Source organism: Priestia sp. P1_B12_1 (assembly GCF_056406695.1).
Genome location: NZ_JBFTZR010000001.1, coordinates 1,059,936 through 1,081,796, shown reverse-complemented (window position 1 = coordinate 1,081,796; position 21,861 = coordinate 1,059,936). Strand labels below are relative to the sequence as shown.

Below are 21,861 nucleotides of genomic sequence, written 5' to 3'. Positions count from 1 at the left end.
AATGATGTATCAATTAAGTGGTGTATCTTACTATGTGCACACCGAGGGGAAAGGAGAGCCGCTGCTTCTGCTTCACGGTTTTACCGGTTCTTCTCAAACCTGGCGTACCCTTATGAAGAAATTCGCTAAAGACTATCAGGTGATTGCTGTTGATATTATTGGTCATGGCCAATCAGCAGCTCCGAAAGAAATCAAACCATATTCAATGGAAGCAGTTGTTGAAGCACTGCATGAGCTGCTTCAACAGCTATCTCTATCACAGGTGAATGTAATCGGATATTCGATGGGAGGAAGACTTGCTCTTTCATTTGCTCAGCGATATCCACACCTTGTGAAAAAGTTGTTATTAGAAAGCGCATCGCCTGGTTTAAAAACACGAGAAGAACAAAAGCTAAGAAAAGAAAAAGATGAACAGCTGGCGAGCCGCATTATGAAAAATGGGATTGAAGAGTTTGTGAACTATTGGGAGGAAATCCCTCTTTTTCGTTCTCAAAAGCAATTGCCTCGTCATGTCCAAGAAGCGGTGCGTAAAGAAAGACTTTCTCATACAGAGATCGGCCTTTCCAACAGTTTGAAAGGAATGGGGACAGGAGTCCAGCCGTCCCTTTGGGAGAAGCTGGACGATCTGGTGATGCCGGTTTTGCTTATTACAGGAGAAGTAGATCAAAAGTTTTGTTTAATTTCCAAAGAAATGCAAACATTAATACCAAATGCTACTTCTAAAATTATTTTAGGGACAGGCCATGCAATTCACGTGGAACAACCCGAGATTTTTGGTAGAATAGTAAGTGAGTTCTTAGCTACTACATAATTAGGAGGAAATAAAGATGACAGTTGAATGGACATCAGTACGTCAGTATGAAGACATTTTATACGAAACATATAACGGAATCGCTAAAATTACGATTAACCGTCCGGAAGTGCACAATGCATTCCGTCCAAAAACAGTAATGGAATTGATCGATGCATTTGCTTATGCTCGTGACGATGCAAGCGTTGGAGTAATTGTATTAGCAGGTGCTGGGGATAAAGCATTTTGCTCAGGCGGAGACCAAAGAGTTCGCGGCCACGGCGGCTATGTAGGAGAAGATGAAATTCCACGTCTAAACGTTCTAGATTTACAGCGTTTAATTCGCGTAATTCCAAAGCCGGTTGTTGCGATGGTATCAGGCTATGCAATTGGCGGAGGCCACGTTCTTCACGTTGTATGTGACTTAACAATTGCAGCGGATAACGCAGTCTTTGGACAAACAGGTCCTAAAGTAGGAAGCTTCGATGCAGGATATGGCTCTGGTTACTTAGCTCGCATCGTAGGTCATAAGAAAGCGCGTGAGATCTGGTTCTTATGCCGTCAGTACAACGCTCAAGAAGCACTAGACATGGGATTAGTAAACACGGTCGTTCCATTAGAACAGCTTGAAGCTGAAACAATTCAATGGTGTGAAGAGATGTTAGAAAAAAGTCCAACCGCTCTTCGTTTCTTAAAAGCAGCATTTAATGCTGATACGGATGGCTTAGCTGGTATCCAGCAATTTGCGGGTGACGCAACGCTTCTTTATTACACAACCGATGAGGCAAAAGAAGGTCGCGATGCATTTAAGGAAAAACGCAATCCAGACTTCCAACAGTTCCCACGTTTCCCTTAAACAGCTGAAACAGCTTGGTGATTATCATCAGGCTGTTTTTTCAATTTAATTTAGTTAATCAGTATAAAAAGGAGAGAAATTCATGAGTAGCCAAACGATTCCTAATGGGCTTATGCAAAGAGCATATTTGACGCCAAATCGAGTGGCGGTAGAAACACCGCAAACGTCTCTTACGTTTCAAGAGCTTCATAAACGTGTTCAAAAAGTAGCACAGCAGCTTTCGTTTAACGGTGTAAAGCAAGGCGATACCATTGCTTTATACATGAAAAATAGAGTGGAGTTTATTGAGATTTTACATGCGGTTTCTTATATTGGCGCCCGGTTGCTGCTCGTCAACACGCGTTTGACAAATGAAGAAATTAATTATCAGCTAACAGATGCAAACGTGTCGTTGCTTATTGCGGATGAAACATTTTTAATGAGAGAATTCCAAAGTTCCATTACTCAGCTTACTTTACCTGCTTTAAAAAGTTCTCCAGAAGCAGAAACAGGTTTTCAAAAAACGTGGAATCTCGAGGACACATTCACCATTATGTATACGTCTGGAACAACAGGTCATCCAAAAGGAGTGCTGCAGACATATGGAAATCACTGGTGGAGTTCCGTTGGCTCAGCGCTTAATTTAGGATTAAATGAAAAAGACTGCTGGCTTATAGCGGTTCCTTTGTTTCATATTAGCGGCTTATCTATTTTAATGCGGAGCGTCTTTTACGGAATGAAAATCATTTTAGAAGAACGGTTTGAAGCAAGAGCAGTAAATGAAGCGATTGAAAACAAAGGGGTAACGATTATTTCGGTTGTCACTTCCATGCTGTCCAACATGCTCGATGAGTTAGGGGAACGGAAATATCCGCATACGTTTCGATGCATGCTTTTAGGAGGAGGACCTGCACCGCTTACTATTTTAGAAGCTTGTGTGAGTAAAGAAATTCCTGTTTATCAAACGTATGGAATGACAGAAACATCTTCACAGTTCGTTACGCTTTCACCTGAAGATAGTTTGCGAAAACTGGGATCAGCAGGTAAACCATTATTTCCATGTGCAATGAAAATTGTAGATGAAAAAGGAAATGAGACCAGCGAAGCAGGAGAAATTATTGTTAAAGGTCCAAATGTTACAAAAGGATATTTAAATAAACCTGAAGCTACTGAAAAAGCAATTCAACAAGGCTGGTTCTATACAGGAGACATCGGGAAAGTGGATGAAGAAGGCTTTCTATATGTGTTAGACAGACGTTCAGACCTTATTATTTCAGGTGGAGAAAATGTATATCCAGCTGAAATTGAAAATGTTTTGTTGAAGCATCCCGCTGTTAAAGAGGCCGGTGTAACGGGAGTAGCTGACGAAAAATGGGGACAAGTGCCAGCTGCATGTGTTGTTGTAAACGAAGACGTTTCAGATGAAGAATTATCTTTACACATTCAACAATTTTTAGCAAAGTACAAACTTCCAAAGTATTTCGTTCGAGTAGAGGAGCTGCCGCGAACGGCTTCTAATAAAATCATACGCCGGAAGCTATCATCGTTCATACAGAAAGGGAGCTAATCGATGATTATAAAAAAAGTACATCTTTATAAAATTGACATGAAGCTTCTTTCTCCTTTTTCAACAAGCTATGGTACAGTGCAGGATCGAGAATTGATTTTGCTTGAAGTAGAAGATGAACAAGGATTTACAGGGTGGGGAGAAGTAGTTGCTTTTTCATCTCCTTGGTATACGGAAGAAACGATTCAGACGTGTTTTCATATGTTAGACGATTTTTTAATTCCCTCGCTTCTTCATCAGCAGCTTCAAAAACCAGAGGATGTTCAAAAGTTATTCAAACCTCTAAAGCGAAATAACATGGCTAAAGCAGCTTTAGACTGTGCTGTATGGGATTTGTATGCAAAGCGGCAGAACAAACCGTTATCTGAAGTAATTGGAGGAGTAAGGTCTGCTGTAGAAGCTGGAGTGGTAGTTGGCTTAAATGATATTTCCATAATGAAAGAACAAATAAAGACTTACATGAAAGATGGCTATAAGCGCTTTAAAGTGAAAATTAAGCCGGGTGCTGACTATGAGCTACTGAAACAAATTCGAGATGAATTTCCAAGCATTCCTCTTATGGCTGATGCCAATTCAGCCTATACGTTAAGCGATAGTGATTCATTGAAGAAACTAGATGAATTGAATTTAATGATGATCGAACAGCCGTTAAGTTCTGATGATATCCTTGATCATCGATTGTTACAAAAGCAAATGCAGACGCCAATTTGCTTAGATGAAAGTATTGTGAGCTATGAAGATGCACGTCATGCAATTGAACAAAGAAGCTGTAAGATTATCAATGTGAAAATCGGTCGAGTTGGCGGAATGTCCGTAGCAAAGCAAATTCATGATTTGTGCGCCCAGTATGGTGTAAGACTTTGGGTTGGCGGAATGTTAGAAGCCGGGATTTCAAGAGCTCATAACATCGCCCTTGCGACATTGCCTTCTTTCACGATACCAGGTGATATTTCTGCGTCATCTCGCTATTGGGAAAAAGATATTATTAAGCCCGAAGTAGAGGTAGAAGCTGGAGTAATAAAGGTGAAGGGAAAACCGGGGATAGGATACGATATCGATAAAAACTTTATCAAAACAATCACAGCATTTGAAAAAGAATACCAATAATTAAAAACCGTTTTTTATGTAAAACGGTTTTTTTTATTGAGGTTGTTAATGTTTAGTAGAAAAATAGGACAAATTTTTTAAAAAGAGCACATTGTTCCATCAAGCGTGTCAAAACATGTTATGATGGAATAGTTTGATGAAAAAAGTCGAAGAGTTTTATCGTAAAAAACAAAATTATTTTTGAAAATAGGTTGATAGTTTTCTAAGTTGTCCTATATAATGTGTTTATAACATAACACAATATGTTGTTTTGAAATCGATAATAAAATACTATATTTTGTGTTTTCCAGTGAAAAAGGTGTCTGATAAAAAGACTTAAAAGGGAATTTGGTGAAAATCCAAAGCTGTCCCCGCAACTGTGAATGCTGATGAAATAAGGAGATCCACTGTGAGTAAACATCATGGGAAGGCCTTAAAGTAAAAAGAAGCATAAGTCAGGAGACCTGCCTTTTTTATGTCGTTTTATCTTCTTCGGGAGGTGAGAGGGTAGAGCGAGGATTGAGAAAAGACTTAGTGTCTTCTTCTATCTTCGTTCTATTCGCTCACCGAGGTACGGTGAGCGATTTTTTATTTTGAAGTGAAGAGAGGAGCCATATTTATGGTGAATACATTAAAGCCTACAATTCTACATGAATTAACTGCATATATTGAACGTTTAAAAAATGAATTTACGCAGCTTGATTTTTCTTTGTATGAGGAAAAGGTTATTCAAACTGTTACAGTAAAGGAAAATATGACGGACGAAAAGGTTGCAAACGTCCTAATTTTAGCAGCCTTAGAGCGTATTTCAATGGAAGAACCAGATTGGACGTACGTAGCGGCAGACGTCTACTTAAACGAACTATATCGAAAAGCAGCGGACAACCGAGGTTATGATAAAAAAGAGAAGTACGGTTCGTTTTATCAGCTTATTCAAGAACTAACAAAAATCGGCATTTATAATAAACAGCTATTAAAAACATATACAGAAGAAGAAATTAATGAAATTGCTTCAGTCATTATTCCTGAACGCGATCGTTTATTTACATACATTGGATTGTTGACATTAGCAGATCGCTATTTAGCGACATCACATGATAAGCGCGTATACGAATTACCGCAAGAACGTTTTCTTATCATTGCTATGACGCTGATGTCTCAAGAAAAGAAAGAAAATCGAACAGCATTAGTAAAAGAAGCGTACTGGGCGCTTTCTAGTCTATATATGACGGTTGCCACACCAACGCTTTCAAACGCAGGAAAGAGCTACGGACAGCTATCTAGCTGCTTTATTGATACGATTGATGACAGCTTACGCGGTATTTATGATAGCAATACAGATTTGGCCACGCTTAGTAAAAATGGAGGCGGAATTGGTGTCTACCTCGGTCATATTAGAAGCCGAGGAAGTGATATAAAAGGTTTTAAAGGCGTATCATCAGGAACAATTCCATGGATGAAACAGCTAAATAATACGGCTGTAAGTGTCGATCAGCTAGGTCAACGACAAGGGGCTATTGCCGTATATTTAGACGTATGGCATAAAGACATCTTTTCATTCTTAGACGCGCGGTTGAACAATGGTGACGAACGCCAGCGCACGCATGATTTATTCACTGGCGTATGTTTGCCAGATTTGTTTATGGAAAAAGTAGAAGCACGTGAAGACTGGCACTTATTCGATCCTCACGAAGTTCGTACGCTGATGGGCTACTCGTTAGAAGATTTTTATGATGAAGAAGAAGGCAGCGGTTCGTTCCGCACTCGTTACGCTGAGTGTGTAAATAATGAACAGCTTTCAAGAGAGACAGTACCTGCTATTGAAATCTTCAAGCGCATTATGCTTTCGCAGCTTGAAACGGGGACGCCTTATATGTTCTATCGTGATACGGTTAACCGAGCTAATCAAAACCGCCACGAGGGCATGATCTACTGCAGCAACTTATGTACAGAAATTACGCAAAACCAAAGCACAACGGTCGTAACAGAGGAAATTACGGAAGACGGAAAAATTATTATTACAAAGAATCCGGGCGATTTTGTTGTATGTAATCTTTCTTCTATCAACTTAGCGAGAGCCGTAACTGAAGATGTGCTTGAACGTTTAATTCCAATTCAAGTACGCATGCTTGATAACGTTATTGAGTTAAATGATTTGCCGGTACTTCAAGCAAAACTAACAAACCAAAAGTACCGCGCAGTAGGGCTTGGCACATTTGGTTGGAACCATTTGCTTGCCTTAAAGAAAATAGCATGGGAAACAGATGAAGCGGTAGCATATTGCGATGAATTGTATGAGCAAATCGCTTACTTAACCGTACAGGCAAGCATGAACTTAGCTAAAGAAAAAGGTGCATATCCATTATTTAAAGGCTCAGATTTTGAGTCAGGCGCTTATTTTGAAACACGTAAATACACAAGCGAAGCGTGGAGTGAACTGCGTAACGAAGTTCAAAACAATGGGATAAGAAATGGCTACTTAATGGCTGTAGCACCTAATTCATCAACATCTATTATCGCGGGTTCTACTGCAAGTATTGATCCGATTTTCCGTAAGTTTTATTCAGAGGAAAAGAAAAACTATAAAATCCCGGTGACGGCACCGGATTTATCACCAGCAACAAACTGGTATTATAAGTCCGTTTATTTAATTGATCAGCACTGGAGCATTAAGCAAAACGCCAAGCGCCAGCGCCATATTGATCAATCCATTTCATTCAATTTATATGTGCAAAATGATATCCGAGCAAAAGAGCTGCTGGATCTTCATATGACGGCATGGAAAGAAAAGTTAAAAACGACCTACTACGTACGTTCAACATCAAGTGAAGTCATTGAAGAATGTGAAAGCTGTCATAGTTAAAAGGAGTGAATAATTGATGACAAGCATGTTAAAACGAGAATTAATGAACGAAACAGCTCCGAACCGTTCGACAGGAATCATCAACGGCAAGAGCTCAAATATTCTAAACTGGGATGACGTCCGATTTTCATGGGCGTTCCCTAAATACAAGCGTATGCTAGCTAACTTCTGGACGCCGTTTGAAATTAATATGGGTCAAGATATTAAGCAGTTCCCTCAGTTAACGGCTGACGAACAAGAGAGTTTTTTAAAAATTATTGGCTTGCTGGCGCTACTGGACAGTATTCAATCAGATTATGCTAGCAAAGTAGCTGACTATGTAACCGATTCTTCGATTAATGCTCTAATGATTATTTTAGCGCAGCAAGAAGTGGTTCATAATCATTCGTATTCATATGTTTTATCAAGTCTTGTACCAAAAGGAAAACAAGATGAAGTATTTGAATACTGGCGCACAGACGAAAAGCTTCGCGCTCGAAATGACTTTATTACAAACGGATATAAAGCATTTAGCGAAGAAGCAACGGTTGAAAACTTTTTGAAGTCTATGGTATATGATGTTATTTTAGAAGGCCTTTTCTTCTATAGCGGATTTGCTTTCTTCTATAATCTTGCGAGAAATCAAAAGATGGTGGCGACATCTACGATGATTAACTATATCAATCGTGATGAACAGCTTCACGTTGGGTTATTTGAAAAGATTTTCAAGGAAGTACTAAATGAAAATCCAGCTTATCGTACGGAAGAGCTAGAAACGTTTGTAGTTGAAACGTTCCAAGAGGCAGCTCGTCTTGAAATTGAATGGGCGGAATCTGTTATCGGAGAAAAATTCGACGGCATCACGATGAAAGAACTGCAGCAGTATATTGAATACATGGCTAATAAACGCTGTAATCAATTAGGCTTCGGCCGAGCTGCTTTCCCAGAAGCACCGATTGAAAATCCTCTTCGTTGGATTATTGCTTATCAAGAGGTAGATTTAGGGAAAACGGATTTCTTTGAACAGAAATCAAGACAATATACAAAAGCATCAGATGCGAATGGATTTGATGATCTATAAACACAAAAGCTGACTAATTTCCTTATTGATTAGTCAGCTTTTTTTAAGTGAATAAGTCCAAGTTCTAACGCACGTGTGGTAATTAAGTCATCAATTTCTTCTGGAATGTTTTCAAGTGTTCCCCATTTATATGTCCATAAATGAGTAAACGATTGTACATAGATTGGAAAGGTTTGTTCATTTGCTTTTATGGCTTCTTCTTTAAAAAAATGAATCAGTTGTTCAGTTTTCATATTAGTCTCCTTTTTTATGATCTTGAAGAGAGAAAAAAGACAACCCAGAGGCTGTCCTTTTGCGGGTTACGCTTCAGTTGGCTTGAACGTTTTACAGTCTGTTTCATAGCTGCTTGCTGCATGTTTTCCGCTATGACTTACCACGTAAATTTCTTCTGCGCTGCAGTGATTTCCATTTTTCCAAAAGTGACAGTTATTTACTTCACAAAGAATGTTTTGTTCCAACGTTAACCCCCCTTTGTATGTGATAGCTATAGTATGGTCAAAATTCAACTAACTTATAAGAAAGGTGGTAGACTTTCATTTTAATTGAGAATTTTTATCAATTAAACATTGACAAAGAGAATCATTCTCAATTAAACTGTGTATATAGTAAAGGATACAAGTTGTTGGTAAATCATTAAATGAATAATTAATTGGGAGGGAACAAACATGTCATCAGTTATGGTTGTAGGAGGAGACAGGTTAAAGCATATTACAGATCGTTTAGCGGGAGAAGGGTTTAATGAAGTCATTCATTTAGATGGCCGTAAAAGCAATATGGTGAAGCGAGAAATACCCGAACATATTGGGTTTGTATTAGTTATTACGGATTTTATTAATCACAATATGGCAAAAGTCATTAAAGAGAAAGCAAAAAAACAAAAAAAACCAATTTATTTCGTCAAACATTCATGGAGTGCTATTCGTAAAGTGATTGAGCAGATTTCATGATTTAATTTTCACTTATTATTGAGAATGAATTTCAATTAGGGTGGTGAGACATAGGTGGAACCGATAAAAGTGCATATAAAGACACTCTCTAACGACCACATCGAACAATTTATTCGATGTCCGTACAAATTTTATCAGCAGCAGCTTCTTTTGAAAAAAACATCTATAGATTGGAAACAGCTCGTTCAAGTAACTGTCCATCAAATCATTAAAACATACTATAGCAAGCCAGTTGAGTATCGCTCAAACCTCTATGTTTTACAGCTTATTGAAAAATATTGGCGCCTAAAGCCAAATATGTTTTCATCACCCGTTCACTATTACGATGTGTTAGCTAAAGTAAGCGATTATTTACTAAAGTTTTTAGGGGAAAAAGCACATGTGGAACTACCGCTTTTTGTGTTTGAAAAATACAGCGTTTATGTAGAAGAAATTCAAAGCAACCTTTCTCTAACCATTGATTTTGCTGCATGGACAGAGAAATCTTATACGCTAACAAAATTCATTCTAGATGACCATGAAGAAGTGAAAAACGCAATGAAAGACTTTATTATCGTTTTTTCGAAACAAGCTTTTAAAAAGGTTCCTGAACAAATTCGTTTTTATTCATTATTAACTGGAGAAACAACAACTTATCATATTGCCCCAGACGATTATCAAAAAGCCATACTTCAACTACATATTGTCAAAAGTGTGTTAATGGAACCAAAACATTTTCAAAAGAATTATGCATCCAGTGAGTGTGAAAACTGTCCTCTTCAACAAGAATGTGCTGAAGAAAGGGATGTGCGGCCAACACTGCTGGTGTAAAGGAGCGTTATTTACATGAAGGAAATCTTACTAGCTTATGCGAGTATGTCAGGTAACACAGAAGCGATAGCCGATTTGATCGAAGAAGAATTAGTCAAGCATGGATTGCATGTGAAACGAGCAGAAGTATATGACATCGATGCTTCTGACCTTGTATCCGCGGAATCTATTATCTTTGGAGCTTATACGTGGGGAGATGGAGAGCTGCCAGATGATTTTTTAGATCTTTATGAGGAAATGGATGATATAGATCTCAGTCAGAAACAGATGGCTGTATTTGGCTCAGGTGATTCATCATATGATGTTTTTTGCGGAGCAGTTGATTTAATTGAAGAAAAAATAAAGGAACGTAACGGAAATATAGCCGTTCCCGGTTTGAAAATCGAGCTCTCTCCCTTTGGAGAAGATGTAGAAAAATGTAAGGTATTTGCTAAAGGTTTTGCTGAAGTAGTAGCAAAATCTGCTGCTTCATAAGAAAACCCGGTCAAGTGCTGACCGGGTTTTTAATATGGCTTCTTTTTGCTGTATTCTTTATTATCTTTCATAAATAGACGCCAGAAATAAAAGAATCCAGGAAATAAAATAGCAAAACCAACAATATACACAATAAATAAAGAATGAAACGCATCGGGATGTGTAAATCCATTCTCAATCGTTACGTTTGGATAGACAACATAAGGTAAATGACTTCGTCCGTATACGTAACTTGCTAAGAAATATTGAAGGATAATGGATACCACGGCTAAACGAGGCATGCCTTTTCCTTTTTGAGAAGGGAGCAGCAGAGCAATACCAGCTACTACAAATAGACCTACAGATCCGTAAAGAAGAGGCTTAAACTGCATCATTTTATCATATAACCAGCTGGCTTCTGATTGCATTGTAATCATAATAAAGATAGCCATTAGCAGTGAAAGAGGTCCTGTAATGAGCGCATCGCGCCGATAGACCGCATAAGCTTCCATTTCGTCAGATGACTTCGAGTAATCTGCTAATAAAAGAGACGAAAGAAACAGGGAAGAGGTAATGGCAAAACCAATAAATGAATAGACGTGCGGACTTGAAAACACTTTTGCTAAATTTAATCGCTGCGTGCCGTCAATTATATCAATAAATCCACCTTGACTTACTGGCAGTACCGCGATTAAAAAAGCAGGAATTAATACACCAGAGATACCGGATACATAAACCAATGCTCTCCGATATTTGAAGCTGCTAGCATAGTGTGAAAACACTAAAAATCCGCTTCGAATAGATAAGAGAAGTAAAATGATACTCCCCGGTATTAGTAGCACTGTTCCAAGCGTAAATGTAGCTCGAGGAAAAAAGCTAAACAGCGCAACCACAATCGCAACGATAAATACATTGGTTACTTCCCAAGTAGGCGATAGATATCTGTTTGCTACATCTGTAGCATTTGTTTTCGTACGGTTAATATATACCATCGACCAAAAACCAGCTCCAAAATCCATCGTTCCCATTACGGCATAGATAAAAATGAAGCCCCATATTACGGTAATTGCTAGTAATGAATCACCCATATTCTCACATCCTTTTTAATCTGCTTGCGCAGCAAGCTCTTTAGAAAGCGGATTTCTTCTGAAATAAAACACCAGTACAAGGGCGACTGCGGCCACGAGTACGATATAAACAAGCAAAAATAAAAAAAATAAAATATGCAAATTAGCAGAAGTGGTAACTGCTTCTGATGTACGCATGATGCGGTAAATGACCCAGGGCTGTCTTCCGGTACATGCAAAAATCCATCCGAATTCAATGCCCATGATCGCGAGAGGGCCCGTTGCGACAAATGCCCACATGAAAATTTTCGGGAAGCTTTTCTTCTTTAAAAACTTATACCAAACAACGCCCACTAGCGCCACGAAAATTAAAATCGATCCGATAATGACCATACCGTTAAACAAGGTATGCACAAAAAGCGGCGGCCAATAATCCCTAGGGAAGTCATTGAGTCCAGTAATCACTGTATTAAAGCTATTACCCGACAAGAAGCTGAGCATCCATGGAAACTCAATTCCATACTTGACTCGCTGTTCTTTTTCATCTGTAAATCCGCCTAAAGCTAATGGTGCATGATCTTGTGTTTCAAATAGACCTTCAGCTGCTGCAAGTTTTTCGGGTTGATATTCGTATACTTTTTGCATAGATTCATGTCCATTCAAAGCCGTTACAAAAGAGAAAATCCCGCCGATTACTAATCCCATCATCAGCGCTTTATGATGAAACTTATATTCTCTTGGATTATGTTTTCGCGCACGAAGCATTTTAAAGGCAGCGACTGAAGCAATGACGAAGCCTCCAGTTGTATAAGCAGAAACGGCTACGTGACCGGACGTTACAAAGAAGCTCGGATTAAAGAAAGCTGCCCAAGGATCTACGCTTACAATGTCTCCATTTAAAATTCGAAAGCCAGCAGGTGTTCCTTCAAATGCATGCACGTTGGTAATTAAAACGGCAGAGGCAAGTGCTCCTATTGCTACTAAAATCAGACTGATAATCCTCATTTTTCGAGAAATACGGTCCGCTGCGTATACGTAAATAGAGAGAAACAGAGCCTCAATAAAGAAAGCATAAATTTCAATTTGAAAGGGAAGAGCCATTACTTTTCCTACAATTTCCATAAAACCCGGCCAAAGCAACGCTAGTTGTACACCAGCAATTGTTCCCGTAGGAATAGCGACTCCAAGCAGGACGGCAGCTCCTTTTGTCCAGCGCTGTGCCATAAGTTCATAATCTTTATCTTTTGTTTTGTAGTAAAGAATTTCAGCCAATAAAATCATGAGAGGAATGCCGACACCAAGGGTGGCAAAAATGATATGTACTCCCATGTTCAGGCCAAACATTGAACGTGCAGTAACTAAATGATCCATTCATTTTTCAACCTTTCCAGTAAAGTATTGATAAACCTTATTGTCCACTTTTTACCACGCTTTATGCATCGGAATTGGTAAAACATATCACTTGAAAATAGTAATCATTACGATTATAATGAACATATATTGTTTTAAAGGAGAGATATTTTATGAAAACCAATATTCATCCAGACTATCGTAAAGTTGTATTTATGGACACAAATAGCGGAACATCATTTTTATCAGGATCTACAAAACAATCAAATGAGACCGTTCAATGGGAAGATGGCAACACATATCCGCTTTTAAAAGTTGAAATCAGTTCGGATACACATCCATTTTATACAGGAAAACAAAAATTTGCTGATAAAGGCGGCCGTGTAGAACGCTTTAAGCAAAAATATAAATTACAATAAAAAAACTAGCCGGGAGGCTAGTTTTTTTATTAATATAATGCTTTTTTCAAGGTATCAATGTTGTGTTGCATAATGGAGAAATAATCTTCTTTATTTTTAACATCGTTTTTTGTTAATGACTCTAAGTTATGAAGTGTTAAAGCTTGAGCTCCTACTTCGTTTTTTACAAGCGTAGACACTTTAGGCTTTAAATTTTGGTCAAAGATAAAGTATTTGATATGGTCTTTTTTTGCTTGTTTTACGATGTTTTCTAATTGTTTTTGAGACGGCTCATTTGTAGGAGATAAACCCGCTACGCTAATTTGCTTTAAGCCGTATCGTTTTTCCCAGTAGCCATAGGCTGCATGTGATACTAAAATTTCTTTATGAGGTGCGTCGCCAATCGTTGTTTTTAACTCTTGGTCCACATCTTCAAGCTGAGTCTTTAACGCTTGGAAGTTCTTTTCAAACTCTGCTTTTTTATCTGGTTTTAATTCAATAAGTTCGTCTTTAATATTTTCTGCTAATTGAATAGCTAAAACAGGGTCAAGCCAAACGTGAGGGTCTGTATCTCCGTGGTTATGCTCTTCTTCATGGGCATGTTCGTCTTCGTGGGCATGCTCATCTTCAGAACTCTTTGCTAATTTAATTCCTTTTGCAGCTTCTACTAAAGCTACATCTTCATTTTTAAGTGTAGACTGTGCTTTATCTGCAAAACCTTCAAGTCCAATTCCTGAGTAAACAAATGCGTCCGCGTTGGCGATTTTGACCATTGTTTTTGTTGTAGGCTCAAATGAGTGCGCATCTACACCGGTTGGTAAAATGCTTTTAGCGTTTACATATTTTCCACCGATTTTTTCAGTAAAGTCCTGTAAAGGGTAGATTGTTGTATAAACTTCTAATTTTTTGTTTTTATTATCAGATGCGTTATTTGCACTGCTTGAACTGCACCCTGCAAGAGCTGTTCCAATTCCTAATGCAAGCACCATTAAAAGTGGTTTGAATTTCATTATGTTGCTCCTTCCGTTCGTATCGTAACCATTTATGACCTATGTTATTATATCGTAATTATTACGATTTGAAAACTAAAAATTTACGCACTTACTGTAAATTTAGGAAGGGGATCTTTGAGAGTAGCCCAATCTTGATTCATTTCCTCATTTGTCAGCAAACAGCGGTCTAAAGTTTCAATTATTTCAGCTTTGTTCATATCAATACCAATGAAAACGAGCTCGTTAATACGATCTCCAAATTGTTCATCCCATTTTGCTCGTAATTCAGGCTCTTCTTTTAAGGTTTGTTCTCTTTCTTCCGGGGCGTAAGTTGCTATCCATTCACCCGCTGCTTGAATCATAATGGACGTACCTGCTTGAGAAAGAAGTCCTGCCATATTATTACGCGAAGCAAGCCAGAAAAATCCTTTTGCACGTACAATATCAACCGGCCAGTTCTCTAACCATTTCATAAAGCGTTCAGGATGAAGGGGACGATTCCTTCTGTATACAAAAGAAGAAATACCGAACTCTTCCGTTTCAGGCGTATGGTGCTCCTCATTTAATTCTTTAATCCATCCGGCTCCTTGACTAGCTTTTTCAAAGTCGAATAACTCGGTATGAAGTATGGCTTCAAGGCTTACTTCACTATTAATTGTTTGGATAACAGTGGCTTCTGGGTTTAATTTGTGAAGAACAGCCTGCAGCTCATCTGCATCATCTTTTGTTAACAAATCAACTTTGTTTAACAAAATGACGTTTGCAAATTCAATTTGATCGATTAACAAATCAATCACTTCTCTTGTATCGTTTTCATCTGTTCCTTCTTTGCGGTCCAATAAGCTTTCGCCGGATGAAAAGTCTTCCCAAAAGCGATTGGCATCTACTACAGTGACCATCGTATCTAACGAACATTTCTGAGTTAAATCAATGCCCAGCTCTTCATCAATATAAGTAAATGTTTGAGCAACAGGGATAGGTTCGCTGATTCCGGAAGATTCAATGACAATATAATCAATATCACCATTGTCTGCTAGGCGTTCTACTTCTTTCATTAGATCGTCTCGAAGCGTACAGCAAATACAGCCATTTTGCATTTCAACAAGTTTTTCATCTGTTCGAAAGAATCCGCCTTGTTTAACTAAGTCTGCATCAATATTTACTTCGCTCATGTCATTGACAATGACCGCAACTTTTAAACTTTCTTTATTTTTTAAAATATGGTTCAAAAGCGTTGTTTTACCTGAACCAAGGTATCCGCTTAAAACGGTAACGGGAATTTTTTTCACTGTTATAACCTACTTTCTTGTTTTTAAATAATAACGATTACGATTTAACACTTTTCATCTTATAGGAAAAAGTATTATAATACAAGAAAGAATTTTTTTTATGAAGGAGAAGACAGCAGATGAGCTTATTACAAGATGTTTTAGAATTCAACCAAAAATTTGTAGAAGAAAAGAAGTATGAACTTTACGAAACAAGCAAATTCCCTGATAAAAAAATGGTTATTTTATCGTGTATGGACACAAGATTGGTAGAATTACTTCCACACGCTTTGAATTTGCGCAACGGAGACGTGAAAATTGTTAAAAACGCAGGAGCGCTTGTTTCACATCCATTTGGAAGTATTATGCGAAGCATTTTAGTAGCTGTGTACGAGCTTCAAGCAGATGAGGTATGTGTAATTGGTCACCACGACTGTGGAGCAGGTAAACTTCAGGCGGAACCTTTTTTAGAGAAAGTAAGAGCAAAAGGCATCTCAGATGAAGTGATTAATACTATTGAATATTCTATGGACTTGAAACAATGGTTAACGGGTTTTGATTCAGTAGAAGAGACTGTTCAGCATAGTGTAGAGACAATCCGTAATCATCCTTTATTTTCAAAAGATACTCCTGTACATGGACTAGTTATTGATCCAAATACAGGAAAGCTAGATGTTGTTGTAAATGGGTATGAAGCAATCGAAAACAACTAAAGCTTAGTGTGATTTTTTCTCAGGTACTTCATCGATGCCACCCGGATGGAACGGGTGGCATTTTAAAATGCGTTTTACAGTCAAATAAGATCCCTTTACGGCACCAAAGCGTTTAATGGATTCAACTCCGTACTGGGAGCAGGTAGGGTAAAACCGGCACCTTGCCGGAAGAAAAGGTGAAATTCCTTTTTGATATCCTTTTATAAGTAAAAGCAAAAGCTTTGCAATCATTTATTATCACGTTCTTTCTTTCGTGTTTGCTCATACTATAAGGGATAGAAGGAATAAAAAGCAACTAAAAGAAATAAAGGTTATTAAATGGATGAAATATATCGGAATTGCATGTTATGATAGGTGAAAGAAGAGAAAAGGAGTGGTATTATGCCATCAGTAGAAAGTTTTGAGCTAGATCATAATGCGGTTAAAGCACCTTACGTAAGACACTGCGGTGTTCACAAAGTGGGAAGCGACGGCGTTGTAAATAAATTTGATATTCGTTTTTGCCAGCCAAACAAACAAGCAATGAAGCCGGACGTTATTCATACGCTAGAGCATTTATTAGCTTTTAATATTCGTACTCATGTAGAAAAATACGATCACTTTGATATTATTGATATTTCACCTATGGGATGTCAAACAGGGTACTATTTAGTAGTGAGCGGTGAGCCGACTGTACGTGAAATTATTGATTTGTTAGACGATACGTTAAAAGATGCAATTAACATTACTGAAATTCCAGCAGCAAATGAAAAGCAGTGCGGCCAAGCGAAACTTCACGATTTAGAAGGAGCAAAACGCTTGATGAAGTTCTGGCTAGAACAGGACAAAGAAGATTTAGAAAAAGTATTTGGCTAAAAATAAGCAGTCCGCTGGGCTGCTTATTTTATTTGAAAAAAGAGGAAGAAGTTTCTCTAAGTCTAAAGAAAGGGAAATGTCTCTTTTTATGAAAAAAATGTTTTAATCAACTAAAAAAGGGTACAACTATATTATACAAAGAGTTCACAAAGGAGCGAAAAACATGGCAGTAAATGTAAATGAAATCGTTAATAAACAAGTAGCGAATTTTAGTGTAATGTACATAAAACTTCATAACTTTCACTGGTACGTAAAAGGTGAACAATTCTTCACTCTTCATGAAAAGTTTGAAGAGCTGTATACGGAAACAGCTACAATTATTGATGACCTTGCAGAACGCCTTTTAGCATTAGAAGGAAAACCTGTGGCAACAATGAAAGAATCGTTAGAACTTTCTTCTATTAAAGAAGCGGATGGAAGCGAAACGGCTAAAGATATGGTTGCTTCTTTAGTAAGCGATTTTGATACGCTAACTGCTGAATTAAAAGAAGGAATGGACGCAGCCGGTGAAGCGGGCGACGAAACAACAGGAGACATGCTGTTAGCCATTCATCAAAGCTTAGAAAAGCATACGTGGATGTTAAAATCATTCCTAGGCAAGTGATTAAAACCTGCGAGTAATCGCAGGTTTTTTTATGATAAGATGGACGAACACTTTTTTTTCACCGGCATATACTGTAGGGATATGACTGCTGAAAGGGTGAAAAAAGTGGATATGCAGAAGCTTTCTGTCTTGATAATCTCAAGTTTAGGTTCACTGGCTTTTTTTTTATTTGGAGAGTGGGACTATTTACTAATGGCTTTAGTAGCATTAGTGACAATGGATTATTTGACAGGCACGATTGCAGCTTTTATAAATAAACGTTTATCTAGCAAAGTAGGTTTTAAAGGAATTGCCAAAAAGATTTTTATTTTTGCCATGATTGCTGTAGCAAACTTTATCGATTCTGTATTTTGGGAAAACGGTCATATTATTCGAGATGGAGCTATTTTATTCTATATTTTAAACGAAATGATTTCAATTACAGAAAACGCAAGAATTGTAGGGGTTCCGATTCCAGAGCCGTTAAAAAAAGCAATAGCGATTTTAAAAGACCGCTTTAAATCTTAGAGTGTATAAAAAAAGAATAAGATACAAATAAGAAAGATAAGTTGGCACTAGAAAGAAGGAGCTGAATATCTTTCATGACAAAAAAATATTATGTATCTCTGAGTTCAGGGGAAATCAATCAGTCAAATACTGCTTCAGACTGGAATTATGCCATTGAAGCAACAGATGAAGAAGTGGAGCAGCTGAGAACCTATTTAGATCAGCGCGCTTCAAGCGATTGGTCAAGCTTTTGGCGATCACATATTCCGTATCTGGAGTATCATCATGATTCTCAAAATGATATGTACGATAAAACAACAGTTGACATATATGCCATGCTTTATAAGCTGGGAGACGATGAAACAAAATCACATATCAAACAGATGAATATTTTATCTTCAGATAGAATGGAATAAGGGGTAAAAAGCAAATAAAAAAAGTACGAGCATACTTTTCTTATCAGGTATGGCCGTAATGTATGATAAAATAAGGGAAAAATCAAATGGAGTTTGAGTCGACCATGTACACATTTAAGGATGCATATCATAATCAAGTATTTTTATCATTTGAAAAAAATCCATTCTCGAAAACTCCACGTCATGTTTGGGTCGTATGCAGGTATGAAAATCAATGGTTGCTAACGAATCACTCAAAACGAGGTTTAGAATTTCCCGGAGGAAAACTAGAAGGCAATGAAGTACCAGAAGAAGCAGCGGTTCGAGAAGTATTTGAAGAAACAGGCGGAGAAGTCTCTTCTTTGACTTATATTGGTCAGTACAAAGTAGTAAGTAAAGGAAAGACCATTATTAAAAATATTTATTTTGCTACTATTGGAAATGTAATTAAAAAAGAAGACTACATGGAAACAGATGGTCCCGTAATGATTGATGAACTACCTTCGGGCATTCAACAAGATGATGCATACAGCTTCATCATGAAAGATAATGTTTTACAATATGTAATGAAATATGTAAAGCGAACATTTTTGTAAAAGCATCGTATTAATAAAAATCCCCCCGTTTGTACGGGGGGATTTTTTATGAGCGTCGGATCAATTTCTTTTCTAAATAAGCAACGCCTTGGTACATAATCGTAGCGAAAATGGCAATTAATAATAAGCTGAGAAGAACAAGAGTAAAGTTGAAGACTTGGAAACCATAAATAATCATATATCCAAGCCCTTTTGAAGAAACTAAAAATTCTCCTACGATGACGCCTACCCAAGATAAGCCGACATTTACTTTAAATGTGGAAATAATGGCAGGCATGGAAGCTGGAAGAATAGCTTCTTTAAAACAACGGGTTTTCGTTGCCCCGAAGCTTTTTAGTAATTTAATATAGTTTGGATCAACTTCTTTAAAGGCTGTGTAAACGACGATGGATGTAATGATAACGGATATAATTGCTCCCATCGTTAAAATTGAGAAAAATCCTGGCCCGATTGCTACAATTAAAATAGGGCCCAGCGCTACTTTAGGCATGGCGTTTAAAATAACGAGGTAAGGATCTAATATATGTGCAAGCCTAGTTGAATACCAAAGGGCCGTTGCAAGTAAAATACCTAGTAATGTGCCTAGAATGAAGCCGAGAACCGTTTCAAATAATGTAAAACCAATATGTTCTGCCAGCGAGCCGTCAGCAAGTTTAATTAGAAATAAATTCCATACTTTAGTAGGGGAACTGAAAATTAAAGGGTCAATCCACTTTAAACGAGAAGCCAGTTCCCAGAAGCTAAAAAAGGCTAAGAACATGATCAGCTGCACGCTCAGTACTAATCGTTTTTCGCCTCGAACCTTGCGAAGGTAGCTTTCGTGAAGAGTATCTAGGGAGCTAGTGGGTTTCAAGTTGATCAAGCTCCTTCCATATGTCCATAAATAAATCGTTATAGACCGGATGCTGTCGTGCTTCAAACGGAGAAAGGGTTCGTAAAATAGAAGGAACCGTGAATGTTTTTGCAATTTTTCCCGGCTTGGCTGAGAATAAAAAGATTCGGCTGCTCATAGCAATGGCTTCGCCAATATCGTGCGTGACCAAAACAGCCGTTTTTTGATAAGTCATCAGCGTTTTGGAAACAAGTTCTTCAAGCTTGAGTTTTGTTTGAAAATCAAGTGCTGAAAAAGGTTCATCCAAGAGTAAAATAGCGGGGTCAATGGCAAGTGTTCGGACTAAAGCGACGCGTTGTCTCATGCCTCCGGATAACTGGTGTGGATACAGGTCATCTACGCCTTGTAGACCAATTTCTTTTAGGAGTAACAGTGCTTCACTCTCTGTTTTATCTGTTAGCTGTCCGCGAATTTCAAGCCCAAGTAAAATATTTTCTTTAATAGTTTTCCACGGAAACAAATAATCTTGTTGAAGCATATAACCGATGTTTGGGACTGATGTTCCGATATTTTCACCGTCTATTGTGACAGAGCCGGACGTTGGTTCAATCAAGCCTGCAATAATCGATAGAAGCGTCGTTTTTCCACATCCGCTTGGGCCGAGAAAGGAAACAAATTCTCCTTCTTCAATAGACAAATTAATATGTTCAAGTGCAGTGGTAGCAGACTTTGTCGTAAGATACATATGCTGAACATCTTGAATGTGAAGTTTTGTCATATTACTCACTCATTGCATCTTTTGCGAATTTTGTGTTGACTAGCTTGTTGTGGTCGATGTGTCTTGGAAGTTCTCCAGATTCATCCATGATTTTTTGTAAATGATCCCACTCTTTTTGATCTAATAAAGGGTTAGTTGCAAAAGATTTTTGGGATTTATAGCGGTCAATCACGGTTTTTAGCGTGTCTTTAGGTGTATCTTCAAAATACGGTGCAACCACTTCAGCAATTTCATCTGAGCTATGTGTATTCACCCATTTTTGTGCTTTGTAAATAGCTCGAGTAAATTTAGCTGCCGCTTCAGGGTTATTTTTTAAATAGCTTTCTTTGGCCATAAATGTTGTATAAGGAACTGTTCCTGATTCTTTTCCGAAGGAAGCAACGATATGTCCTTTTCCTTGTTGCTCTAAAATACTAGCCGTTGGCTCAAATAATTGAACGTAATCTCCAGTACCAGAAGCAAAAGCATTCGCAACGTTAGCAAAATCAATGTTTTGAACGAGTTTTACATCTTTTTTAGGGTCAATATTATGCTGTTTCAACACATATTCCCCTACCATTTGCGGCATACCGCCTTTACGTTGACCAAGAAACGTTTTGCCTTTAAGCTGATCCCATGAGAAGTGATCGACTTTTTTACGCGCTACTAGAAATGTTCCGTCGGTTTGGGTTAGTTGTGCAAAGTTGATGACGGGATCACTAGACCCCTGTGCATATACGTAGATTGAAGTTTCCGAGCCGACTAAGGCGACGTCGATGCCGTCAGATAAAAGTGACGTCATTGTCTTATCTCCGCCCCACGTTGTTTTTAAATCTACTTTTAGTCCTTCTTCTTCAAAAAAGCCTTTTGAAATAGCAACGTACTGGGGAGCATAAAAGATAGAGCGAGTTACTTCGCCGACACGAACCGTTTGTACAGATGTTGTTTTGCTGCAGCTAATTAGTGGAATGAGTAAAATCATAATAGCAAGCAAAGAAAAAAGCCATTTGATTGGTTTCATAAAGCAAACCTCCTTAAAAGAATAAAATATTTTATGATAATGTATGTAAGAAAGTAGAAGAAGGTGAGTGCCTATATAACTATGTGTAAAATCAAAGAAGTATTAGCCAACAATTG

The 21,861-nt window shown here is 37.9% G+C and carries 26 protein-coding genes and 1 riboswitch; of the genes, 16 read left to right on the top strand and 10 right to left on the bottom strand.

Annotation, left to right across the window (positions count from 1 at the left end):
• The first annotated feature begins 1 nt into the window (after position 1).
• The 6 genes from menH to AC1D0Y_RS05580 all read left to right on the top strand — a co-directional run bounded on the left by menH (position 2) and on the right by AC1D0Y_RS05580 (position 8,201).
• Complete coding sequence (gene menH / locus AC1D0Y_RS05605; RefSeq protein ID WP_028410455.1) at positions 2–811, top strand: 2-succinyl-6-hydroxy-2,4-cyclohexadiene-1-carboxylate synthase; 810 nt, start codon at positions 2–4, stop codon at positions 809–811.
• A gap of 16 nt (positions 812–827) precedes the next feature.
• Complete coding sequence (menB, locus tag AC1D0Y_RS05600; protein WP_013085280.1) at positions 828–1,646, top strand: 1,4-dihydroxy-2-naphthoyl-CoA synthase; 819 nt, start codon at positions 828–830, stop codon at positions 1,644–1,646.
• A gap of 82 nt (positions 1,647–1,728) precedes the next feature.
• The gene (locus AC1D0Y_RS05595) at positions 1,729–3,192 is read left to right on the top strand and encodes an o-succinylbenzoate--CoA ligase (protein WP_028410456.1); all 1,464 of its coding nucleotides are present in this window, start codon (positions 1,729–1,731) and stop codon (positions 3,190–3,192) included.
• 3 nt (positions 3,193–3,195) lie between these two features.
• The gene (gene menC, locus AC1D0Y_RS05590; protein ID WP_028410457.1) at positions 3,196–4,299 is read left to right on the top strand and encodes an o-succinylbenzoate synthase; all 1,104 of its coding nucleotides are present in this window, start codon (positions 3,196–3,198) and stop codon (positions 4,297–4,299) included.
• Positions 4,300–4,578: 279 nt separating this feature from the next.
• Positions 4,579–4,764: riboswitch (cobalamin riboswitch) on the top strand.
• Positions 4,765–4,897: 133 nt separating this feature from the next.
• Complete coding sequence (locus tag AC1D0Y_RS05585) at positions 4,898–7,141, top strand: ribonucleoside-diphosphate reductase subunit alpha (protein WP_028410458.1); 2,244 nt, start codon at positions 4,898–4,900, stop codon at positions 7,139–7,141.
• A gap of 16 nt (positions 7,142–7,157) precedes the next feature.
• A complete protein-coding gene (locus tag AC1D0Y_RS05580) occupies positions 7,158–8,201 on the top strand; it encodes a ribonucleotide-diphosphate reductase subunit beta (RefSeq protein ID WP_013059560.1) in 1,044 nt (347 codons plus the stop codon).
• A 29-nt stretch (positions 8,202–8,230) separates the two neighbouring features.
• Here AC1D0Y_RS05580 and AC1D0Y_RS05575 read toward each other — a convergent pair whose 3' ends face one another.
• The gene (locus tag AC1D0Y_RS05575) at positions 8,231–8,434 is read right to left on the bottom strand and encodes a hypothetical protein (RefSeq protein WP_013059559.1); all 204 of its coding nucleotides are present in this window, start codon (positions 8,432–8,434) and stop codon (positions 8,231–8,233) included.
• 66 nt (positions 8,435–8,500) lie between these two features.
• Positions 8,501–8,659 carry a DUF1540 domain-containing protein gene (locus AC1D0Y_RS05570; protein ID WP_013059558.1) on the bottom strand — a complete coding sequence of 53 codons (159 nt, stop codon included), beginning with the start codon at positions 8,657–8,659 and terminating at the stop codon, positions 8,501–8,503.
• Positions 8,660–8,866: 207 nt separating this feature from the next.
• On the opposite strand from AC1D0Y_RS05570, the gene AC1D0Y_RS05565 reads away from it, so the two are divergent.
• The 3 genes from AC1D0Y_RS05565 to AC1D0Y_RS05555 are packed head-to-tail and all read left to right on the top strand — an operon-like array spanning position 8,867 to position 10,432.
• Positions 8,867–9,148: a DUF2325 domain-containing protein gene (locus tag AC1D0Y_RS05565; RefSeq protein ID WP_013059557.1), complete on the top strand. Its 282-nt coding sequence runs from the start codon at positions 8,867–8,869 to the stop codon at positions 9,146–9,148.
• A gap of 54 nt (positions 9,149–9,202) precedes the next feature.
• Complete coding sequence (locus AC1D0Y_RS05560) at positions 9,203–9,958, top strand: hypothetical protein (protein ID WP_477707366.1); 756 nt, start codon at positions 9,203–9,205, stop codon at positions 9,956–9,958.
• Positions 9,959–9,973: 15 nt separating this feature from the next.
• Positions 9,974–10,432: a flavodoxin gene (locus AC1D0Y_RS05555; protein WP_028410460.1), complete on the top strand. Its 459-nt coding sequence runs from the start codon at positions 9,974–9,976 to the stop codon at positions 10,430–10,432.
• 29 nt (positions 10,433–10,461) lie between these two features.
• Here AC1D0Y_RS05555 and AC1D0Y_RS05550 read toward each other — a convergent pair whose 3' ends face one another.
• Together AC1D0Y_RS05550 and AC1D0Y_RS05545 are read right to left on the bottom strand one after the other, a co-directional pair.
• On the bottom strand, positions 10,462–11,499 hold the full coding sequence (locus AC1D0Y_RS05550; RefSeq protein ID WP_060747083.1) for a cytochrome d ubiquinol oxidase subunit II: 1,038 nt from the start codon (positions 11,497–11,499) through the stop codon (positions 10,462–10,464).
• A gap of 15 nt (positions 11,500–11,514) precedes the next feature.
• Positions 11,515–12,849, bottom strand: coding sequence for a cytochrome ubiquinol oxidase subunit I (locus AC1D0Y_RS05545; protein ID WP_028410462.1), 1,335 nt, complete (start codon positions 12,847–12,849; stop codon positions 11,515–11,517).
• Positions 12,850–13,001: 152 nt separating this feature from the next.
• On the opposite strand from AC1D0Y_RS05545, the gene AC1D0Y_RS05540 reads away from it, so the two are divergent.
• A complete protein-coding gene (locus AC1D0Y_RS05540; RefSeq protein WP_013059552.1) occupies positions 13,002–13,247 on the top strand; it encodes a type B 50S ribosomal protein L31 in 246 nt (81 codons plus the stop codon).
• A 29-nt stretch (positions 13,248–13,276) separates the two neighbouring features.
• Here AC1D0Y_RS05540 and AC1D0Y_RS05535 read toward each other — a convergent pair whose 3' ends face one another.
• Together AC1D0Y_RS05535 and AC1D0Y_RS05530 are read right to left on the bottom strand one after the other, a co-directional pair.
• On the bottom strand, positions 13,277–14,236 hold the full coding sequence (locus AC1D0Y_RS05535) for a metal ABC transporter substrate-binding protein (protein WP_060747085.1): 960 nt from the start codon (positions 14,234–14,236) through the stop codon (positions 13,277–13,279).
• Between the two features lie 83 nt (positions 14,237–14,319).
• Positions 14,320–15,507, bottom strand: coding sequence for a GTP-binding protein (locus tag AC1D0Y_RS05530; RefSeq protein ID WP_477707365.1), 1,188 nt, complete (start codon positions 15,505–15,507; stop codon positions 14,320–14,322).
• Between the two features lie 119 nt (positions 15,508–15,626).
• On the opposite strand from AC1D0Y_RS05530, the gene AC1D0Y_RS05525 reads away from it, so the two are divergent.
• The gene (locus tag AC1D0Y_RS05525; RefSeq protein ID WP_013085269.1) at positions 15,627–16,199 is read left to right on the top strand and encodes a beta-class carbonic anhydrase; all 573 of its coding nucleotides are present in this window, start codon (positions 15,627–15,629) and stop codon (positions 16,197–16,199) included.
• Positions 16,200–16,202: 3 nt separating this feature from the next.
• Here the strand turns inward: AC1D0Y_RS05525 and yidD are convergent, their stop codons facing one another.
• Entirely contained in the window at positions 16,203–16,430 is a 228-nt protein-coding gene (yidD, locus tag AC1D0Y_RS05520) for a membrane protein insertion efficiency factor YidD (RefSeq protein WP_013059548.1), read from the bottom strand.
• 150 nt (positions 16,431–16,580) lie between these two features.
• Between yidD and AC1D0Y_RS05515 the strand changes: the two genes are divergently transcribed.
• The 5 genes from AC1D0Y_RS05515 to ytkD all read left to right on the top strand — a co-directional run bounded on the left by AC1D0Y_RS05515 (position 16,581) and on the right by ytkD (position 19,135).
• Entirely contained in the window at positions 16,581–17,054 is a 474-nt protein-coding gene (locus tag AC1D0Y_RS05515) for an S-ribosylhomocysteine lyase (RefSeq protein WP_013059547.1), read from the top strand.
• 163 nt (positions 17,055–17,217) lie between these two features.
• Entirely contained in the window at positions 17,218–17,658 is a 441-nt protein-coding gene (locus tag AC1D0Y_RS05510; RefSeq protein WP_013085268.1) for a Dps family protein, read from the top strand.
• An 81-nt stretch (positions 17,659–17,739) separates the two neighbouring features.
• Positions 17,740–18,165: a phage holin family protein gene (locus tag AC1D0Y_RS05505; RefSeq protein WP_028410466.1), complete on the top strand. Its 426-nt coding sequence runs from the start codon at positions 17,740–17,742 to the stop codon at positions 18,163–18,165.
• A gap of 74 nt (positions 18,166–18,239) precedes the next feature.
• Positions 18,240–18,560 carry a hypothetical protein gene (locus AC1D0Y_RS05500; RefSeq protein ID WP_028410467.1) on the top strand — a complete coding sequence of 107 codons (321 nt, stop codon included), beginning with the start codon at positions 18,240–18,242 and terminating at the stop codon, positions 18,558–18,560.
• Between the two features lie 104 nt (positions 18,561–18,664).
• Positions 18,665–19,135: an RNA deprotection pyrophosphohydrolase gene (gene ytkD, locus AC1D0Y_RS05495; RefSeq protein ID WP_013059543.1), complete on the top strand. Its 471-nt coding sequence runs from the start codon at positions 18,665–18,667 to the stop codon at positions 19,133–19,135.
• A 46-nt stretch (positions 19,136–19,181) separates the two neighbouring features.
• Here the strand turns inward: ytkD and AC1D0Y_RS05490 are convergent, their stop codons facing one another.
• Genes AC1D0Y_RS05490 through AC1D0Y_RS05480 form a run of 3 tightly spaced genes read right to left on the bottom strand, consistent with a single transcriptional unit; the run spans position 19,182 to position 21,745 of the window.
• On the bottom strand, positions 19,182–19,988 hold the full coding sequence (locus tag AC1D0Y_RS05490; protein WP_060747087.1) for an ABC transporter permease: 807 nt from the start codon (positions 19,986–19,988) through the stop codon (positions 19,182–19,184).
• Positions 19,975–20,745, bottom strand: a complete 771-nt coding sequence (locus tag AC1D0Y_RS05485) for an ABC transporter ATP-binding protein (protein ID WP_286127790.1) — start codon at positions 20,743–20,745, stop codon at positions 19,975–19,977. The genes AC1D0Y_RS05490 and AC1D0Y_RS05485 overlap by 14 nt, the downstream gene beginning before the upstream one ends.
• Before the next feature lies 1 nt (position 20,746).
• Positions 20,747–21,745 carry an ABC transporter substrate-binding protein gene (locus tag AC1D0Y_RS05480; protein ID WP_028410470.1) on the bottom strand — a complete coding sequence of 333 codons (999 nt, stop codon included), beginning with the start codon at positions 21,743–21,745 and terminating at the stop codon, positions 20,747–20,749.
• Positions 21,746–21,861: the final 116 nt, after the last annotated feature.

Excerpts from the sequence above, each read along its gene's own strand:
- AC1D0Y_RS05485 (WP_286127790.1), bottom strand. The coding sequence starts at position 20,745 with ATGACAAAACTTCACATTCAAGATGTTCAGCATATGTATCTTACGACA.
- ytkD (WP_013059543.1), top strand. The coding sequence starts at position 18,665 with ATGTACACATTTAAGGATGCATATCATAATCAAGTATTTTTATCATTT.
- AC1D0Y_RS05575 (WP_013059559.1), bottom strand. The coding sequence starts at position 8,434 with ATGAAAACTGAACAACTGATTCATTTTTTTAAAGAAGAAGCCATAAAA.
- AC1D0Y_RS05505 (WP_028410466.1), top strand. The coding sequence starts at position 17,740 with ATGACTGCTGAAAGGGTGAAAAAAGTGGATATGCAGAAGCTTTCTGTC.
- AC1D0Y_RS05540 (WP_013059552.1), top strand. The coding sequence starts at position 13,002 with ATGAAAACCAATATTCATCCAGACTATCGTAAAGTTGTATTTATGGAC.
- AC1D0Y_RS05580 (WP_013059560.1), top strand. The coding sequence starts at position 7,158 with ATGACAAGCATGTTAAAACGAGAATTAATGAACGAAACAGCTCCGAAC.
- AC1D0Y_RS05510 (WP_013085268.1), top strand. The coding sequence starts at position 17,218 with ATGGCAGTAAATGTAAATGAAATCGTTAATAAACAAGTAGCGAATTTT.
- yidD (WP_013059548.1), bottom strand. The coding sequence starts at position 16,430 with ATGATTGCAAAGCTTTTGCTTTTACTTATAAAAGGATATCAAAAAGGA.
- AC1D0Y_RS05480 (WP_028410470.1), bottom strand. The coding sequence starts at position 21,745 with ATGAAACCAATCAAATGGCTTTTTTCTTTGCTTGCTATTATGATTTTA.
- AC1D0Y_RS05515 (WP_013059547.1), top strand. The coding sequence starts at position 16,581 with ATGCCATCAGTAGAAAGTTTTGAGCTAGATCATAATGCGGTTAAAGCA.
- AC1D0Y_RS05535 (WP_060747085.1), bottom strand. The coding sequence starts at position 14,236 with ATGAAATTCAAACCACTTTTAATGGTGCTTGCATTAGGAATTGGAACA.
- menH (WP_028410455.1), top strand. The coding sequence starts at position 2 with ATGATGTATCAATTAAGTGGTGTATCTTACTATGTGCACACCGAGGGG.
- AC1D0Y_RS05585 (WP_028410458.1), top strand. The coding sequence starts at position 4,898 with ATGGTGAATACATTAAAGCCTACAATTCTACATGAATTAACTGCATAT.
- menC (WP_028410457.1), top strand. The coding sequence starts at position 3,196 with ATGATTATAAAAAAAGTACATCTTTATAAAATTGACATGAAGCTTCTT.
- menB (WP_013085280.1), top strand. The coding sequence starts at position 828 with ATGACAGTTGAATGGACATCAGTACGTCAGTATGAAGACATTTTATAC.
- AC1D0Y_RS05595 (WP_028410456.1), top strand. The coding sequence starts at position 1,729 with ATGAGTAGCCAAACGATTCCTAATGGGCTTATGCAAAGAGCATATTTG.
- AC1D0Y_RS05550 (WP_060747083.1), bottom strand. The coding sequence starts at position 11,499 with ATGGGTGATTCATTACTAGCAATTACCGTAATATGGGGCTTCATTTTT.
- AC1D0Y_RS05555 (WP_028410460.1), top strand. The coding sequence starts at position 9,974 with ATGAAGGAAATCTTACTAGCTTATGCGAGTATGTCAGGTAACACAGAA.
- AC1D0Y_RS05525 (WP_013085269.1), top strand. The coding sequence starts at position 15,627 with ATGAGCTTATTACAAGATGTTTTAGAATTCAACCAAAAATTTGTAGAA.
- AC1D0Y_RS05500 (WP_028410467.1), top strand. The coding sequence starts at position 18,240 with ATGACAAAAAAATATTATGTATCTCTGAGTTCAGGGGAAATCAATCAG.
- AC1D0Y_RS05545 (WP_028410462.1), bottom strand. The coding sequence starts at position 12,849 with ATGGATCATTTAGTTACTGCACGTTCAATGTTTGGCCTGAACATGGGA.
- AC1D0Y_RS05565 (WP_013059557.1), top strand. The coding sequence starts at position 8,867 with ATGTCATCAGTTATGGTTGTAGGAGGAGACAGGTTAAAGCATATTACA.